Genomic DNA, 15,353 nt, shown 5'->3' on the forward strand with positions numbered 1-15,353 from the left:
CGCAATGAATAAAACCCGTCAACAAGAGTTAACACGCTGGTTAAAAGAGCAAAGCATTCTCTCCCGTCGCTGGTTGATGATTTCCCGCGCGCTGGGCGTCATTAGCGGCCTGCTGATCGTCGGTCAGGCCTGGCTGCTGGCGCGGATCCTTCATCGCATGATTATGGAGAGTATTCCGGCGACGGCGCTGGTATTGCCGTTTATCGTCCTGGTGCTGATTTTTGTTCTGCGTGCCTGGGTGGTATGGCTACGCGAGCGGGTAGGTTTCTATGCCGGGCAGCATATTCGCTATGAAATCCGCCGCCAGGTGCTCGATCGCCTGCAGCAGGCTGGCCCTGCGTGGATTCAGGGGAAACCCGCCGGAAGCTGGGCGACGCTGGTACTTGAACAAATTGACGATATGCACGACTACTACGCGCGTTATCTCCCGCAGATGACCCTCGCCGCCAGCGTCCCGCTGCTGATTGTGATCACCATTTTCCCGATAAACTGGGCGGCGGCGCTGATTCTTCTCGGCACTGCCCCGCTGATCCCGCTGTTTATGGCGCTGGTCGGCATGGGCGCGGCGGAGGCCAATCGCCGCAACTTCCTGGCGCTCGCTCGCCTGAGCGGCCACTTTCTCGACCGCCTGCGCGGGATGGAAACGCTGCGCCTCTTTCACCGTGGCGAAGCGGAAACGGACAATATTCGCCATGCTTCCCAGGATTTCCGCCAGCGGACGATGGAAGTGTTGCGCCTCGCCTTTCTCTCCTCCGGCGTACTGGAGTTTTTCACCTCGCTCTCCATTGCTCTGGTCGCGGTTTACTTCGGTTTCTCCTATCTCGGCGAGCTCAACTTTGGCCACTATGGCGTGGGCGTCACCCTGATGTCAGGTTTCCTGGCCCTGATCCTGGCGCCGGAATTTTTCCAGCCGCTGCGTGATTTAGGCACCTTTTACCATGCCAAAGCTCAGGCCATCGGTGCTGCGGATAGTCTGAAAACGTTTATGGAAAAGCCGCTGGCGCAGGAAACTCGCGGCGAGAAGATCCTCAGCGACAACGAATTGATTAGTCTCGAAGCGCGCGATGCGATTATCAAATCGCCGGAAGGCAAAGTCCTGGCGGGGCCGCTGAACTTTACGCTCCCGGCCGGTAAACGCGTCGTGCTGGTCGGGCAGAGCGGCTCCGGCAAAAGTTCGCTTTTGAATGCATTGACCGGTTTTCTCCCCTACGACGGCTCGCTGTTGGTCAACGGCGTTGAACTGCGCGATCTTGACGTCAGCCGCTGGCATCGTCTGCTCAGCTGGGTGGGGCAGAACCCGCAGCTACCGGCCGCCACGCTACGCGAAAACGTTCTGCTGGCCTGGCCGGAAGCCAGCGAAGCACAGCTTCAGCTCGCGCTGGATAAGGCCTGGGTGAGCGAATTCATCTCCCAACTGCCGCAAGGGATTAATACGCCGGTCGGCGATCAGGCGGGTCGTCTGTCCGTCGGGCAGGCGCAGCGTATCGCCGTGGCGCGGGCGCTGCTGGTACCGTGCCGGCTGTTGTTGTTGGATGAGCCGGCCGCCAGCCTTGATGCGCATAGCGAACAGCGGGTCATGCAGGCACTCTTTAATGCCTCTTCGCAGCAAACAACGCTGATGGTGACCCACCAGCTGGAAGGTATCACCGACTGGGATGCCATCTGGGTGATGCAGGATGGTCAGATCGTCGAACAAGGGACCTATAGCCAGTTGGCTATGGCAAACGGGCCTTTTGCCGCCCTGTTGGCCCACCGGCAGGAGGAGATTTGAATGCGCGCACTATTACCTTATCTGGCGTTGTACAAACGGCATATCTGGCTGCTGACTCTCGGCGTGGTACTGGCTATCGTCACCCTGCTGGCCAGTATCGGCCTGCTGACGCTATCAGGCTGGTTTTTATCCGCTTCTGCCGTCGTTGGCGTCGCCGGTATTTACAGTTTCAACTATATGCTGCCGGCAGCCGGCGTTCGCGGGGCGGCGATTATCCGTACCGCCGGTCGCTATTTCGAACGTCTGGTCAGCCATGACGCCACTTTCCGCGTGTTACAGCATCTGCGGGTGTTTACCTTCAGTAAGCTGCTCCCCCTCTCCCCTGCCGGGCTGGCGCGTTTTCGTCAAGGTGAACTCCTCAACCGGGTGGTCGCCGACGTCGACACCCTGGATCATCTCTACCTGCGGGTCATCTCGCCGCTGATCGGCGCACTGGTTGTCATTGTGGTGGTCACCGCAGGCTTAAGCATTCTCGATGTCACGCTGGCGCTGACGCTAGGCGGTATTATGCTGGTGACCCTGCTGGTCCTGCCGCCGCTGTTTTATCGCGCCGGGAAACCCGCCGGTGAGAGCATCACGCAAATGCGCGGGCAGTACCGTCAACAGCTAACCGCCTGGCTGCAAGGACAGGCTGAACTGATGCTGTTCAGCGCCAGCGACCGCTACCGCAAGCAGCTGGAGAAAACCGAGCAGCGCTGGCAGGATGCCCAGCGTCGTCAGGCAGAGCTGACTGCGCTGTCGCAGGCGCTGATGCTGCTGATTGGTGGTGTTGCCGTGGTTGCTATGCTGTGGCTCACCTCTGCTGGCGTAGGCGGCAACAGCCAGCCCGGCGCGCTGATCGCCCTTTTTGTCTTCTGCGCGCTGGCGGCATTTGAAGCGCTGGCGCCGGTTACCGGCGCCTTTCAGCATCTCGGACAGGTCATTGCTTCCGCCCGCCGAATTACGCAGATTACCGGGCAACAGCCGGAGGTCACTTTCGCCGCCGGCGAGGGGCAAGCGTTCGGGCAGGTCTCATTGACGTTGAACCAGGTCACCTTCAGCTATCCGCAGCAGCCTTCTCCGGCGCTGGAAAATATCTCATTGCAGGTCGGCGCAGGAGAGCATATTGCCATTCTTGGCCGCACCGGCTGCGGTAAATCTACGCTGCTGCAGCTTCTGACCCGCGCCTGGGATCCGGCGAATGGCGAGATTTTACTCAACGACCAGCCGTTAACCCGGCTCAACGAAGCCACTTTGCGTCAGGCGATGAGCGTCGTCCCCCAACGTGTGCATCTGTTCAGCGCCACGCTGCGCGATAACCTGTCGCTGGCCGCCCCCGGCGCCAGCGATATCCAGCTGATGAAAGCCCTGGAACGTGTCGGGCTGGAAAAATTACTGGAAGATAGCGGTCTCAACGCCTGGCTGGGCGAAGGCGGCCGCCAGCTTTCCGGCGGTGAACTGCGCAGACTGGCCATTGCCCGTGCGCTGCTGCACGATGCGCCGCTGATGTTACTCGATGAGCCGACCGAAGGCCTTGATGCGACGACAGAGAGCCAGATCCTCGATTTACTGGCTGAAGTGATGCGCGAAAAAACCGTGCTGATGGTGACTCACCGCCTGCGCGGACTGGCGCGGTTTAATCGGATAATTGTCATGGACAACGGCAAGATTATTGAGCAAGGTAGTCACGCGGAACTGCTGGCTGAACAGGGGCGTTACTACCAGTTTAAGCAGCGTCTGTAGTCCGGCTGTTTCACGCCGTTTTGCGTATATACTCAATGAGTTTCAGGCGTGCTGAAAAGAGCGGTCCGCTGCGTCCTGGCTTTGCCAGCATGGCGACGGACCGTCCGCTTGAATAACAGCGAATATATTGAACAATTGCCTGGTGCGTATTGAGGTTAAAATGCGTCTGGTTCAGCTCTCCCGTCAGTCCATTGCCTTCCCTTCCCCGGAGGGAGCGTTACGCGAACCCAATGGCCTGCTGGCGCTCGGCGGCGATCTCAGTCCGTCGCGTCTGCTTATGGCCTATCAGCAAGGAATTTTTCCCTGGTTTTCTCCTGGCGATCCGATTTTATGGTGGTCCCCCGATCCGCGGGCGGTGTTGTGGCCCGGGCAGTTCCATCTCAGCCGCAGCATGAAGCGTTTTCATCAGCGATCGCCCTATCGCGTCACGCTGAACCACGCGTTTGGTCAGGTGATTGAAGGTTGTGCCGACAATCGCGATGAAGGGACATGGATCACCTCCAGCATCGTCAAGGCCTATCACCAGCTGCATGAGCTTGGCCATGCGCACTCGATTGAAGTGTGGCAAGGCGAGACCCTGGTGGGAGGAATGTATGGCGTAGCGCAAGGCGCGCTGTTTTGCGGCGAGTCCATGTTCAGCCGCGCGGAAAATGCGTCGAAAACGGCCTTGCTGATATTCTGCCAGGCGTTTATCCGCGACGGCGGGAAATTAATAGATTGCCAGGTTCTGAATAAGCACACGGCATCGCTGGGCGCCGTCGAAATCCCCCGCCGCGATTATCTTGATGCGCTGTCGGTATTGCGCACCCGTCGCCTGCCGGAAAGATTCTGGGTGCCCAGGGTGCTATTTACCGGCAATGTGTAAATGTTTTCAGCACATTTTTTACCGTGATGGTATAATTGCGCAGTAGAGTAGCTTCTGCCTGTTGCCCCGCCGCCGTTTGGGAATAATAAGAGTCAGATAACGCCCATCGTTCTGTCGCTCCCCTTTACGTTTGCGCCTGTCATGCGGCTTATCCGTGTGAATTCCGGGCAATGCGCCAAAACTACTTCAATAATTTTACCCTTAATAATTTTGGATGCGTCAGGTAGCACCGCAAAGCGCCTGGCTGCGTCAATAACTATGTAACCGAGTGAGCGAAGGCAGCCTGAAAGATAAAGTGCACAAACGTAAACCTTTACTTACTCGCTGAACTTCGGCATTATCTTGCCGGTTCAAAACTACGGTAGTGATACCCCAGAGGACTAGATGGCCAAAGAAGACAATATTGAAATGCAGGGCACCGTACTTGACACGTTGCCTAACACAATGTTCCGCGTAGAACTGGAAAACGGTCACGTGGTAACTGCGCATATTTCCGGTAAAATGCGTAAAAACTACATCCGCATTCTGACGGGCGACAAAGTGACTGTTGAGCTGACCCCGTACGACCTGAGCAAAGGCCGCATTGTCTTCCGTAGTCGCTGATAGTTTTCCGCCCTCGTGGCGTCAGATGCTGAAGGCCGGGATAATTCCCGGTCTTTTCATATCTGCAGCCGGCTAAAAGCGGCATAAAAAAACCGGCCCGCAGGCCGGTTTTTGCTATCACAGAGCGGCATTAATGTGCCGTTTCTGGTTTGTGCTTCTGCGCGCTCTGGAAGTCATAGGTCAACGCGCCCTTCTCTTTATCCAGCGCAACGGTGACCTGTCCGCCGTCCACCAGTGAACCAAACAGCAGTTCGTTAGCCAGCGGTTTCTTCAGGTTATCCTGAATCACGCGCGCCATCGGACGTGCGCCCATTGCCCGGTCGTAGCCTTTTTCTGCCAGCCAGTCACGCGCTTCCTGGCTCACTTCCAGCGAGACGCCTTTCTGATCCAGCTGAACCTGCAGCTCGACGATAAACTTATCCACCACCTGATGGATCACCGTCGTGGACAGATGATCGAACCAGATAATGTTGTCGAGACGGTTGCGGAATTCCGGGGTAAAGATCTTCTTGATCTCATCCATCGCATCCGGGCTGTTATCCTGCTGGATAAGACCAATCGATTTACGCTCGGTCTCACGCACGCCGGCGTTGGTCGTCATCACCAGCACCACATTGCGGAAGTCCGCCTTGCGGCCGTTATTGTCGGTCAGCGTACCGTTATCCATCACCTGCAGCAGCAGGTTAAAGACGTCCGGATGCGCTTTTTCGATCTCATCAAGCAGCAGTACCGCATGCGGATGTTTAATCACCGCATCGGTCAGCAGCCCGCCCTGATCGAAACCGACGTATCCCGGAGGCGCACCAATTAAGCGGCTGACGGTATGACGTTCCATATATTCGGACATATCAAAACGCAGCAGCTCAATGCCCAGCGCTTTCGCCAGCTGCACGGTGACCTCGGTTTTCCCGACTCCGGTCGGCCCGGCGAAGAGGAAAGACCCGACAGGCTTGTGCTCGTGACCGAGGCCCGCGCGCGCCATCTTGATCGCTTCGGTTAACGCTTCGATCGCTTTGCCCTGGCCAAAGACCAGCATTTTCAGGCGGTCGCCGAGATTTTTCAGCGTATCGCGATCGCTCTGCGAGACGCTCTTCTCAGGAATACGGGCGATACGCGCCACCACGGACTCGATATCGGCGACATTGACGGTTTTCTTCCGTTTGCTGGCCGGCATTAACCGCGCCCGCGCCCCGGCTTCATCAATGACGTCAATGGCCTTATCCGGCAGATGGCGATCGTTAATGTATTTCACCGCCAGCTCCACCGCCGCACGCACAGCTTTCGCGGTATAGCGCACATCGTGGTGCGCTTCGTACTTCGGCTTCAGGCCGTTGATAATCTGCACCGTCTCTTCCACGGAAGGTTCGGTAATATCTATCTTCTGGAAGCGACGAGCCAGCGCCCGGTCTTTTTCGAAGATATTGCTGAATTCCTGGTAGGTTGTGGAACCCATCACCCGAATCTTACCGCTGGAGAGCAGCGGTTTAATCAGATTAGCGGCATCGACCTGACCGCCTGACGCCGCGCCCGCACCGATAATGGTGTGGATTTCATCAATAAACAGAATACTGTTGGTATCCTGCTCAAGCTGTTTAAGCAGCGCTTTGAAGCGTTTTTCAAAATCACCGCGATATTTTGTGCCCGCCAGCAGGGAGCCAATATCCAGCGAGTAGATGGTGCAATCGGCCATGATTTCCGGCACGTCGCCCTGAACGATCCGCCAGGCCAGGCCCTCGGCGATCGCGGTCTTACCCACGCCGGACTCCCCCACCAGCAGCGGGTTATTTTTACGGCGGCGGCACAGCACCTGAATCGCGCGCTCCAGCTCTTTGTCGCGGCCGATCAGCGGATCGATCCCGCCGACGCGAGCAAGCTGATTAAGATTGGTGGTGAAGTTTTCCATACGATCCTCCCCGCCTGCTTGCTCTTCATTGCTGGGCTGGCTTCCGCTGTTATCGGAAGACTGGCTCGGCTCGTCTTTGCGTGTACCGTGAGAGATGAAGTTGACGACGTCAAGACGGCTCACTTCATGTTTACGCAGCAGATAGGCCGCCTGTGACTCCTGCTCGCTGAAAATCGCGACCAGAACGTTAGCGCCGGTTACTTCGCTGCGGCCAGAGGATTGTACATGGAAGACGGCACGCTGCAGCACGCGCTGAAAACTCAGCGTAGGCTGGGTGTCACGCTCTTCTTCCGTGGCGGGCAGAACGGGTGTGGTCTGTTCGATGAAGGCTTCAAGTTCCTGACGCAGCGCCACCAGGTCCACGGAACACGCTTCAAGCGCCTCGCGGGCCGAGGGGTTGCTGAGCAGCGCCAGCAGCAAGTGCTCGACGGTCATGAACTCATGACGGTGCTCGCGCGCTCTGGCGAAAGCCATGTTTAAACTGAGTTCCAGTTCTTGATTGAGCATAGGCACCTCCCCCAATTTTCACGCCTGTCTTCAGGCTTTCTCTAGCGTACACAGCAATGGATGCTCGTTCTCCTTCGCGTATTCATTCACCATCGCGACTTTGGTCTCCGCCACTTCTGCGGTAAATACACCACAAATCGCTTTACCTTGATAGTGAACCGTCAGCATCAGTTGCGTTGCACGTTCTACATCATAAGAAAAGAATTTTTGTAACACGTCAATAACAAACTCCATTGGAGTGTAGTCATCATTGAGCAATATCACTTTATACATAGATGGTGGTTTAAGCTCATTACGAACTTCGTCTTCTACCAGCTGATCGAAGTCCAGCCAATCTCTCTTACTCATCGTCAGTATTCATCATCGGTTGCTGTTGCCAACAGGCGGCGGCCTGTCGATGACCAGAGGCTATGCACATCGCAAATCTACAATAGATCATAGATAACTATCATCTATTACTTCCATCCGCGATGTCTGTCACATTCCCCGGCAATAGCGTTAACTGCTTCAAATTTTGACGCATTTTTCGCCTCCCACTACCGTCAATTGCTTGACGCATTTCCTTATTTCTCTAAATTGTACTAGCGAGAGTTGGCGAGCATTTGAACAACTCGTCACTCCACCACCGGTTCATTCCATCTTACTAATAAAGATTTACGAAGGATGTCGAAGTATGGAAATGGGTACTGTTAAGTGGTTCAACAATGCCAAAGGGTTCGGCTTTATTTGCCCTGAGGGCGGCGGCGAAGACATTTTCGCCCATTACTCCACCATCCAGATGGATGGTTACAGAACGCTAAAAGCCGGACAAGCCGTTCGGTTTGATGTTCACCAGGGGCCGAAAGGCAATCACGCCAGTGTGATTGTTCCTGTGGAAGCAGAAGCGGCTGCATAACTCTTTTGCTTCATTGTGTACATCCTGCCAGTAAAATGCCAGTCCTTCTGACTGGCATTTTTTTGTGTCTACTCGCGGGCCAGCGCATCCACCGGATCGAGGCGCGCGGCATTTCGCGCCGGCAGCCACCCGAACAGCACGCCGGTTAGCGTCGAGCACAAAAACGCCGTCAGCAGCGCCAGCGGAGAAAAACCGATCTCCCAGCCGGGTAAAAACAGCTGCAGAACCACCGCGATCATCAGCGATAACGTCACGCCCAGCGCGCCGCCGACCAGACAGACTAAAACAGCCTCAATCAGAAACTGCTGCAGTACGTCGCTGGCCCGCGCCCCGACCGCCATCCGAATCCCGATTTCACGCGTTCGTTCGGTCACCGACACCAGCATGATATTCATGACGCCGATACCGCCCACCACCAGCGCAATCACCGCGACCAGAGTCAGAAACAGCTGTAATGTATGTGTGGTCCGTTCCGCCGTTTTCAAGATGCTGTCCATATTCCAGGTAAAAACATCTTTTTTGCCATGGCGCAGCTCAAGTAAACGCAACAGCTGCTGTTCGGCGGCGGCGCTGTCATACCCTTCCCTTACGCGAACGGTAATCGAATTGAGCCACGATTGCCCCATCACTCTCCCGGCCATAGTGGTGTACGGCAGCCAGACGCGCAGGATTTTACTGCTGCCGAACATCGACTGTTTCTCATCCGCGACGCCGACGATGGTCGCCGGCATATTGCCGACGAGGATTATCTCCCCGACAACCCGCGTTTTGTGCGGAAACAGCTGGCGACGCGTATTGCTATCCAGCACCACCACCTGCGCCCGACTGTTGAGCTGCAGCTCGTTAAACGTATTGCCTTCGCTAAAGGTCATGCCGTAGACATTAAAATACTGTGGCCCGACCCCTTCCGCGCTGGCGGCAACATCGATGTTGTCGGCACGCAGGCGCAGGCTTTTTGACACCGCGGGCGTCGCCGAACTCACCCAGGGCTGCTTTTGAATGGCCAGCAGATCGTCATATTTCAGCGCCTGCTGATAGCGGGGGTCGTCATCGCCAAAATCTTTACCGGGATAAACATCGATGGTGTTGGTGCCAATTGCGCGAATATCCGCCAGTACCATCTGTTTGGCCGCATCGCCCACTACCACGATCGACACCACCGATGCGATACCAATAATGATGCCGAGCATGGTCAACAGGGTGCGCATTTTATTGGCCGCCATCGCCCGCCAGGCCATGACCAGCGCTTCACGAAAGCCGCTGGTAAACTGGCGCCATGCGGAAGGCTCTTCACCGCCCAATGGCCGGGCTACCCCGCCGCCGGTCAGACTTTTCGCCGGCGGGTTACGCACAATTTCCCCATCGTGGATCTCAATGATCCGCTCGGCCTGTGCCGCCACCTGCGGATCATGGGTGACGATAATCACCGTATGCCCCTGCGATTTCAGCTGATGCAGGATAGCCATGACCTCTTCACCCGAGCGGCTGTCCAGGGCGCCGGTCGGCTCATCGGCCAGAATCACCTCCCCGCCATTCATCAGCGCGCGGGCGATACTGACCCGCTGCTGCTGGCCGCCGGAGAGCTGCGAAGGCTGATATTCCGCCCGCTCTCCCAGACCAAGCCGTACCAGCAAATCATGCGCCCGGGCCAGGCGTTCTCGTCGCTCGGCCCCGGCATACACCGCCGGGACTTCAACGTTCTGCGCTGCCGTCAGGTGCGAAAGCAGATGGTAACGCTGGAAAATAAAACCAAAATGTTCCCGTCGCAGGCGGGCCAGCGCATCACCGCTGAGTGAGGAGACATCGGTTCCGGCAACGCGGTAGCTGCCGCTGGTCGGTTTATCGAGACAGCCGAGAATATTCATCAGCGTCGATTTTCCTGAACCCGATGCCCCGACAATCGCCACCATTTCACCAGCGGCAATGCTCAGCGTCACGCCCTTGAGCACCTCAACACTGCCGTCACCGGAGAGGTAGCTGCGGCGGATATCACGCAGTTCGAGCAACGCCGTCATTTTGCCGTCCCGGAACGACTTTCGCCGACGATCACCTCATCGCCTTCTTCCAGCCCTTTCACCACCGCCACATCGGTATCGTTGCGCGCGCCGATAGTCACTTCGCGCTCTTTCACCTCGCCGGTGCGCAGCAGACGAACGTGGTAACGGTTATCGCCGATGGCATCGCCCAGCGCGCTGAGCGGGATGGTGATGACATTTTTTACTTCCGCCATCTGGATATGCACCTGGGCCGTCATCTCCAGGCGCAGGATCCCCTGCGGATTCGGCACTTCAAAGCGGGCATAATAGAAAATGGCGTCGTTGACTTTTTCCGGGGTGGGTAAAATATCCTTCAGGCTCCCCTCGTAGCGGGTCAGCGGGTCGCCGAGTACGGTAAACCAGGCTTTTTGCCCCGGACGAAGGTGAATCACGTCCGCCTCAGATACCTGAGCTTTGACCAGCATCGTACTGAGATCGGCCAGGGTCAGAATATTGGGTGCCTGCTGGGCGGCAATCACCGTTTGCCCCTGCAGGGTGGTAATTTGCGTCACTTCACCGGACATCGGTGCCAGAATCCGCGTGTAGTCGAGGTTGGTTTTTGCGGTATCCAGCGTCGCCTGATTACGCTTTATCTGCGCCTCGATGGTGCCGATCTGCGCCTCTTTCACCGCCAAATCCGTAGCCGCCGTATCCAGCTCCTGGCGGGAAACCAGCTGACGTTGGGCAAGCTGCTGCTGGCGAGCCAGGGTGACCGCGGCAAGCTGGCGTTCAGCGCGAGCCTGATTCAGCTGGGCGCGCAGTTCCATCAGCGTCGCGTCGACTTCTTTGATCTGGTTTTGCGCCTGCTCGGGGTCAATCACCCCCAGCAGCTGATCTTTCTGAACCTTGTCGCCAATATTCACGCGCAGCGTTTTTAACTGGCCGCTCACCTGCGCCCCGACATCGACTTTGCGCAGCGCGTCCAGTTTGCCGGTGGCCAGCACGCTCTGCTGTAAATCGCCTTTACGCACCACTAATGTCTGATACTGCGGCAGCGGCGCATTGAGTATCCGCCATCCCCAGAAGGCCAGCGCCAGCACGACAACGACCAGCAGCCACCAGACTTTCCTGCGTTTTCCATTGAGCTTCATAAAAATTCCTGATGTTTTAACTCGCAGAGCCAGGGGGTGATTCTATCCGCAGAGGGTAAAAACATAACGCTAAATTTGAATCATTCTTATTGTCACCACACTTAGTCCGCGCGACCGCGCGCCAGCCACAGCACGCGGGAGAACATTTTCTTCAACAGCGTCGGCACCGACTCCACGCCGCGGCGCCCGGCCTCCATCGCCACCTCAATGGCCAGATCTGGTTTTGACGAGCGGTGAATCGCCTTGGTAATCACCCGTCGCATATTCATCGGCACATTCGCCGGTAGCTGCGCCACCCGATGATAAACATCGTTAAAGCCCTGGCGATACATAAAATGTTCCATGTCCAGCGCCGGAAGCGTGGTCAGGTGATCGCGTTCAAGATCGCGGTCATCATTGAGCAGGCTACGAACCGTCGCCGCATATTTTTTCCCCGCCTCATCGCCGTCGACCAGCACGTGCCATTGAATCCCCATCCGACGGGCAAACTTGATCAGCGGCTTCAGGCCCGACTGAGCAAATTCAATGACCTTGACCCCTTCAGCATCAAAATGATGCCCACACTGCCGGGCCAGTTCGTTTATCACCCAGGTCTCAGTCTCCCCTTCAACCAGCAGCCAGCAGCGGGCAAACAGTGAGGAGGAGCGGTTAAACCGAATGTGAAAAGCGATGCGCCGGCTGTCTTCTGCATTCATTCCCCCAGGACCAAGCCGCCAGGCCGACACGCGCGAGGATTCGCGCACCAGCCGGCAGACCTGTTCCACCGGCGTCAACGACAGGAGCTCGCCGGAATTGGTGGTTGTGACGCGCTGCAGCGGCAGCAAATTGAGTAAATGCCAGGCGACCGACAGCATAATTGGATGCAGACGTGTTTCCGGGTCTTCAATCAGCAGCAGAGGCCGCGCATCGCGGTCGAGCCTCACCGTCCCTTTTGCCTGTAGCAGGGTTGAAAACAGACCAAGCAGGATCACCCGATGGCTGCGGCCGCCGGGCTTATCAATCATCCGGTTGATAATATCCAGGTAGCGCCAGCTGCGCTGTTCGTCATGCGAGTGGCGACGCATCAGGCGGTGACGAGATTGCGCGCTACTCTGCTCGGCAAAATAGTGTTCCAGCAGCTGCACCATAGCCGATAGCCCCTGGCGTATCTGACTATCGGTTAAATTTTGCGGGTGACTCACCAGCTCGCGGGAGAGAAAATCCAGCTGGCGAGCGGTTATCTCAATCTGCGGCGAGTGCGGAACGGCATCATTATGAATGCGCCGCATAAAGCGCGCATCGCGCAGACGCAGAACCGGCATCAGCCGCACCAGGTGGCGCACCATTTCGTCAATATCGTCCAGCGTCAGCGCCTCGCCTCTACTGTTGATAAAGCTGCGCAGCGTCATGACGCTGTTATCATCGGTCAGTTCGCCTTCCAGGCGATAAAAAATGCGCTGATAGCCATCCTCGCAGGGTACCCAGCAATCGCTCAGCGGACGGAAACGGCGCACCCGATGATGGCCGGGCTCATTCTCGCGGAAGGTCAAGATGATATGCAGATGATGTTCACGTCCCTGGACATCGCCCGGCGGAAACCAGAAATCATCGCGCACGAAGTGATAGAGCTCAAATTCAGGCGAAAGCAGTAGCGTCAGCGCATCCAGCAGACTGGATTTACCCCATGCATTCTCGCCGATCAGAACGTTATTTTGCTCCAGCATCAGCGATAAACGATTGATGCCGCGAAAACCGACGATTTCTACCCGCTCAAGATGCATATCTCCTCCGCTCAGTAACCACTTTCTCCTTCAATAATCAGCAGTATAGCGATACATGCGTAAACATGACACTACCGGCCTAAACGCGGCCTCGCGCCGACGAATGATAATGTCCAGGTTATGATTATTAACCGTGCTATTTATTTTGGAAATAATTCATCCGCTAAAGTGGTTATTTTTATTATTTTTGTTCTACACTTTTGTGCAATCACCAATGGTGCAAGGATTAAGATCACATTGCCCTAAATCAAATTAGATCTAGTTATTTAGCTAGCCGCAGGATGACGATCGTCCATAAAATAGCGTCGCTTTATTTTTATCGTTATCCTTTACGTCGATAAATAAAGATCGGCACAAAAGTCTGTGCCCGTTAACATTATTCTTTTGAGGTGGTTATGTTCAGAAAATTAGCAGCGGAATGCTTTGGTACATTCTGGCTCGTGTTTGGTGGCTGCGGTAGCGCAGTACTTGCCGCAGCCTTCCCGGAACTGGGAATTGGGTTTGCCGGGGTGGCTTTAGCCTTCGGTTTAACTGTATTAACCATGGCATTTGCCGTCGGTCATATTTCCGGCGGGCACTTCAACCCGGCGGTGACTTTAGGTCTGTGGGCCGGCGGTCGTTTCCCGGCGAAGGACGTTATTGGCTATATTATCGCCCAGGTTGTTGGCGGTATTATTGCCGCTGCCGTTCTGTATGTGGTTGCCAGCGGTAAAGCCGGCTTTGATGCCGCAGCCAGCGGCTTTGCTTCCAACGGTTTCGGGGAACACTCGCCGGGCGGCTACTCCATGCTCTCCGCCATTGTGATTGAAATTGTCCTGACCTGCGGCTTCCTGCTGGTGATTCATGGCGCAACGGATAAAAACGCACCGGCCGGTTTTGCGCCGATTGCGATTGGCCTGGCGCTGACCTTAATTCACCTGATCAGCATCCCGGTCACCAATACCTCTGTTAACCCGGCACGAAGCACCGCCGTGGCGATTTTCCAGGGGGGTTGGGCGCTGCAGCAGCTGTGGTTATTCTGGGTGATGCCTGTTATCGGCGGTATCCTCGGCGGCGTGCTGTATCGTACTCTGCTGGAAAAACGCGATTAATCGTTTATCTGGTTTCACGCAAGGCCTGGCAATGCCGGGCCTTTCTTTTCAGGCACAGCTTTACTCGGTTCTCTGATTTGGGTAGTGTCAGTGGCGCTCACCTCATTCTGCAAGGACCAGATCGTTCATGTTTTCGGGATTATTAATCATTCTGCTGCCATTGGTTGCCGGCTACCTTATTCCTCTGCGTCACCCTTCAGCACTAAAACTTATTGCGCGACTGTTGAGCTGGATTGTCTACGTGATCCTCTTTTTCATGGGGATTAGTCTCGCCTTCCTCGACAATCTCTCCAGCAACCTGCTGTCCATTCTTCATTATGCTGTGGTCAGCGTGATTGTTATTCTGCTGTGTAATATTGGCGCATTAATGTGGCTCGAGCAGAAAATGCCGTGGCGCCACCAGCACCGGCAGGAGAAATTACCTTCGCGCGTCGCAATGGCCATGGAATCCCTGCAGCTGTGCGGCGTGGTGCTTATTGGTTTCCTGATTGGTCTGAGCGGTTTGTCATTTTTGCAGCATGCCACCGAGGCGAGCGAATATACGCTGATCTTCCTGCTGTTCCTGATTGGTATTCAGCTGCGGAATAACGGAATGACCTTACGGCAAATAGTCCTTAATCGTCGCGGCATGATTGTGGCGGTGGTCGTCACGGCGAGTTCATTAGTCGGCGGCGTGATTAACGCCTTTATTCTCGACCTGCCGCTGAAGACCGGTCTGGCCATGGCCTCCGGGTTCGGCTGGTATTCGCTCTCCGGGATCCTGATGACGGAATCCTTTGGGCCGGTCATCGGCAGCGCCGCATTCTTCAACGACCTTTCCCGCGAGCTGCTGGCCATCATGTTGATCCCGGGCCTGGTTCGCCGCAGTCGTTCCACGGCATTAGGGCTATGCGGCGCCACCTCAATGGACTTTACCCTGCCGGTTTTACAGCGTTCCGGCGGCGTCGAGATTGTCCCTGCCGCTATCGTCCACGGTTTTGTTCTGAGCCTGCTGGTGCCGGTGCTGATCGCCCTCTTCTCGGCCTGAGGCACTTAGCGCCCGCACTCTGCCTCCGGCGACGATATTCGCCGCGCCCCGGGGGCGCATCGTCCTGGTCTCGATCTGTACC

12 protein-coding genes are annotated in these 15,353 nt (G+C 56.3%); 7 read left to right on the forward strand and 5 right to left on the reverse strand.

Features of this window, described 5'->3' with window-relative positions:
* Window positions 1-4 precede the first annotated feature (4 nt).
* From cydD to infA, 4 genes are all read left to right on the forward strand, one after another.
* A complete protein-coding gene (gene cydD / locus AC236I_RS16450) occupies window positions 5-1,771 on the forward strand; it encodes a heme ABC transporter permease/ATP-binding protein CydD (protein ID WP_126509837.1) in 1,767 nt (588 codons plus the stop codon).
* Entirely contained in the window at window positions 1,772-3,493 is a 1,722-nt protein-coding gene (gene cydC / locus AC236I_RS16455) for a heme ABC transporter ATP-binding protein/permease CydC (RefSeq protein ID WP_075808819.1), read from the forward strand.
* A gap of 160 nt (window positions 3,494-3,653) precedes the next feature.
* Entirely contained in the window at window positions 3,654-4,358 is a 705-nt protein-coding gene (aat, locus tag AC236I_RS16460) for a leucyl/phenylalanyl-tRNA--protein transferase (RefSeq protein WP_204279967.1), read from the forward strand.
* A gap of 384 nt (window positions 4,359-4,742) precedes the next feature.
* Complete coding sequence (infA, locus tag AC236I_RS16465; protein ID WP_002211347.1) at window positions 4,743-4,961, forward strand: translation initiation factor IF-1; 219 nt, start codon at window positions 4,743-4,745, stop codon at window positions 4,959-4,961.
* 130 nt (window positions 4,962-5,091) lie between these two features.
* Here the strand turns inward: infA and clpA are convergent, their stop codons facing one another.
* Window positions 5,092-7,371 carry an ATP-dependent Clp protease ATP-binding subunit ClpA gene (clpA, locus tag AC236I_RS16470; RefSeq protein ID WP_004860019.1) on the reverse strand — a complete coding sequence of 760 codons (2,280 nt, stop codon included), beginning with the start codon at window positions 7,369-7,371 and terminating at the stop codon, window positions 5,092-5,094.
* 30 nt (window positions 7,372-7,401) lie between these two features.
* Window positions 7,402-7,719, reverse strand: a complete 318-nt coding sequence (gene clpS, locus AC236I_RS16475) for an ATP-dependent Clp protease adapter ClpS (protein WP_004860017.1) — start codon at window positions 7,717-7,719, stop codon at window positions 7,402-7,404.
* Between the two features lie 325 nt (window positions 7,720-8,044).
* Between clpS and cspD the strand changes: the two genes are divergently transcribed.
* A complete protein-coding gene (gene cspD / locus AC236I_RS16480) occupies window positions 8,045-8,266 on the forward strand; it encodes a cold shock-like protein CspD (protein WP_004860015.1) in 222 nt (73 codons plus the stop codon).
* Between the two features lie 68 nt (window positions 8,267-8,334).
* On the opposite strand, the gene macB is transcribed toward cspD, so the two are convergent.
* The 3 genes from macB to AC236I_RS16495 form a co-directional block, all read right to left on the reverse strand.
* Window positions 8,335-10,281, reverse strand: a complete 1,947-nt coding sequence (gene macB, locus AC236I_RS16485) for a macrolide ABC transporter ATP-binding protein/permease MacB (protein ID WP_015584805.1) — start codon at window positions 10,279-10,281, stop codon at window positions 8,335-8,337.
* Window positions 10,278-11,393: a macrolide transporter subunit MacA gene (gene macA / locus AC236I_RS16490; RefSeq protein WP_004860011.1), complete on the reverse strand. Its 1,116-nt coding sequence runs from the start codon at window positions 11,391-11,393 to the stop codon at window positions 10,278-10,280. The genes macB and macA overlap by 4 nt, the downstream gene beginning before the upstream one ends.
* 101 nt (window positions 11,394-11,494) lie before the next feature.
* The gene (locus tag AC236I_RS16495; protein ID WP_044349967.1) at window positions 11,495-13,153 is read right to left on the reverse strand and encodes an ATP-dependent endonuclease; all 1,659 of its coding nucleotides are present in this window, start codon (window positions 13,151-13,153) and stop codon (window positions 11,495-11,497) included.
* A 395-nt stretch (window positions 13,154-13,548) separates the two neighbouring features.
* Between AC236I_RS16495 and aqpZ the strand changes: the two genes are divergently transcribed.
* Window positions 13,549-14,244: an aquaporin Z gene (gene aqpZ / locus AC236I_RS16500; protein ID WP_004860006.1), complete on the forward strand. Its 696-nt coding sequence runs from the start codon at window positions 13,549-13,551 to the stop codon at window positions 14,242-14,244.
* A gap of 127 nt (window positions 14,245-14,371) precedes the next feature.
* Window positions 14,372-15,271 carry a LysO family transporter gene (locus AC236I_RS16505; protein WP_004860005.1) on the forward strand — a complete coding sequence of 300 codons (900 nt, stop codon included), beginning with the start codon at window positions 14,372-14,374 and terminating at the stop codon, window positions 15,269-15,271.
* The last annotated feature ends 82 nt before the right edge of the window (window positions 15,272-15,353 follow it).

It is taken from the genome of Klebsiella sp. Sb-30 (assembly GCF_057652795.1).

Coding starts and splice junctions, on each gene's coding strand:
- AC236I_RS16495 (WP_044349967.1), bottom strand. CDS start 13,153: ATGCATCTTGAGCGGGTAGAAATCGTCGGTTTTCGCGGCATCAATCGT.
- aat (WP_204279967.1), top strand. CDS start 3,654: ATGCGTCTGGTTCAGCTCTCCCGTCAGTCCATTGCCTTCCCTTCCCCG.
- macB (WP_015584805.1), bottom strand. CDS start 10,281: ATGACGGCGTTGCTCGAACTGCGTGATATCCGCCGCAGCTACCTCTCC.
- macA (WP_004860011.1), bottom strand. CDS start 11,393: ATGAAGCTCAATGGAAAACGCAGGAAAGTCTGGTGGCTGCTGGTCGTT.
- infA (WP_002211347.1), top strand. CDS start 4,743: ATGGCCAAAGAAGACAATATTGAAATGCAGGGCACCGTACTTGACACG.
- clpA (WP_004860019.1), bottom strand. CDS start 7,371: ATGCTCAATCAAGAACTGGAACTCAGTTTAAACATGGCTTTCGCCAGA.
- cspD (WP_004860015.1), top strand. CDS start 8,045: ATGGAAATGGGTACTGTTAAGTGGTTCAACAATGCCAAAGGGTTCGGC.
- aqpZ (WP_004860006.1), top strand. CDS start 13,549: ATGTTCAGAAAATTAGCAGCGGAATGCTTTGGTACATTCTGGCTCGTG.
- AC236I_RS16505 (WP_004860005.1), top strand. CDS start 14,372: ATGTTTTCGGGATTATTAATCATTCTGCTGCCATTGGTTGCCGGCTAC.
- cydD (WP_126509837.1), top strand. CDS start 5: ATGAATAAAACCCGTCAACAAGAGTTAACACGCTGGTTAAAAGAGCAA.
- clpS (WP_004860017.1), bottom strand. CDS start 7,719: ATGAGTAAGAGAGATTGGCTGGACTTCGATCAGCTGGTAGAAGACGAA.
- cydC (WP_075808819.1), top strand. CDS start 1,772: ATGCGCGCACTATTACCTTATCTGGCGTTGTACAAACGGCATATCTGG.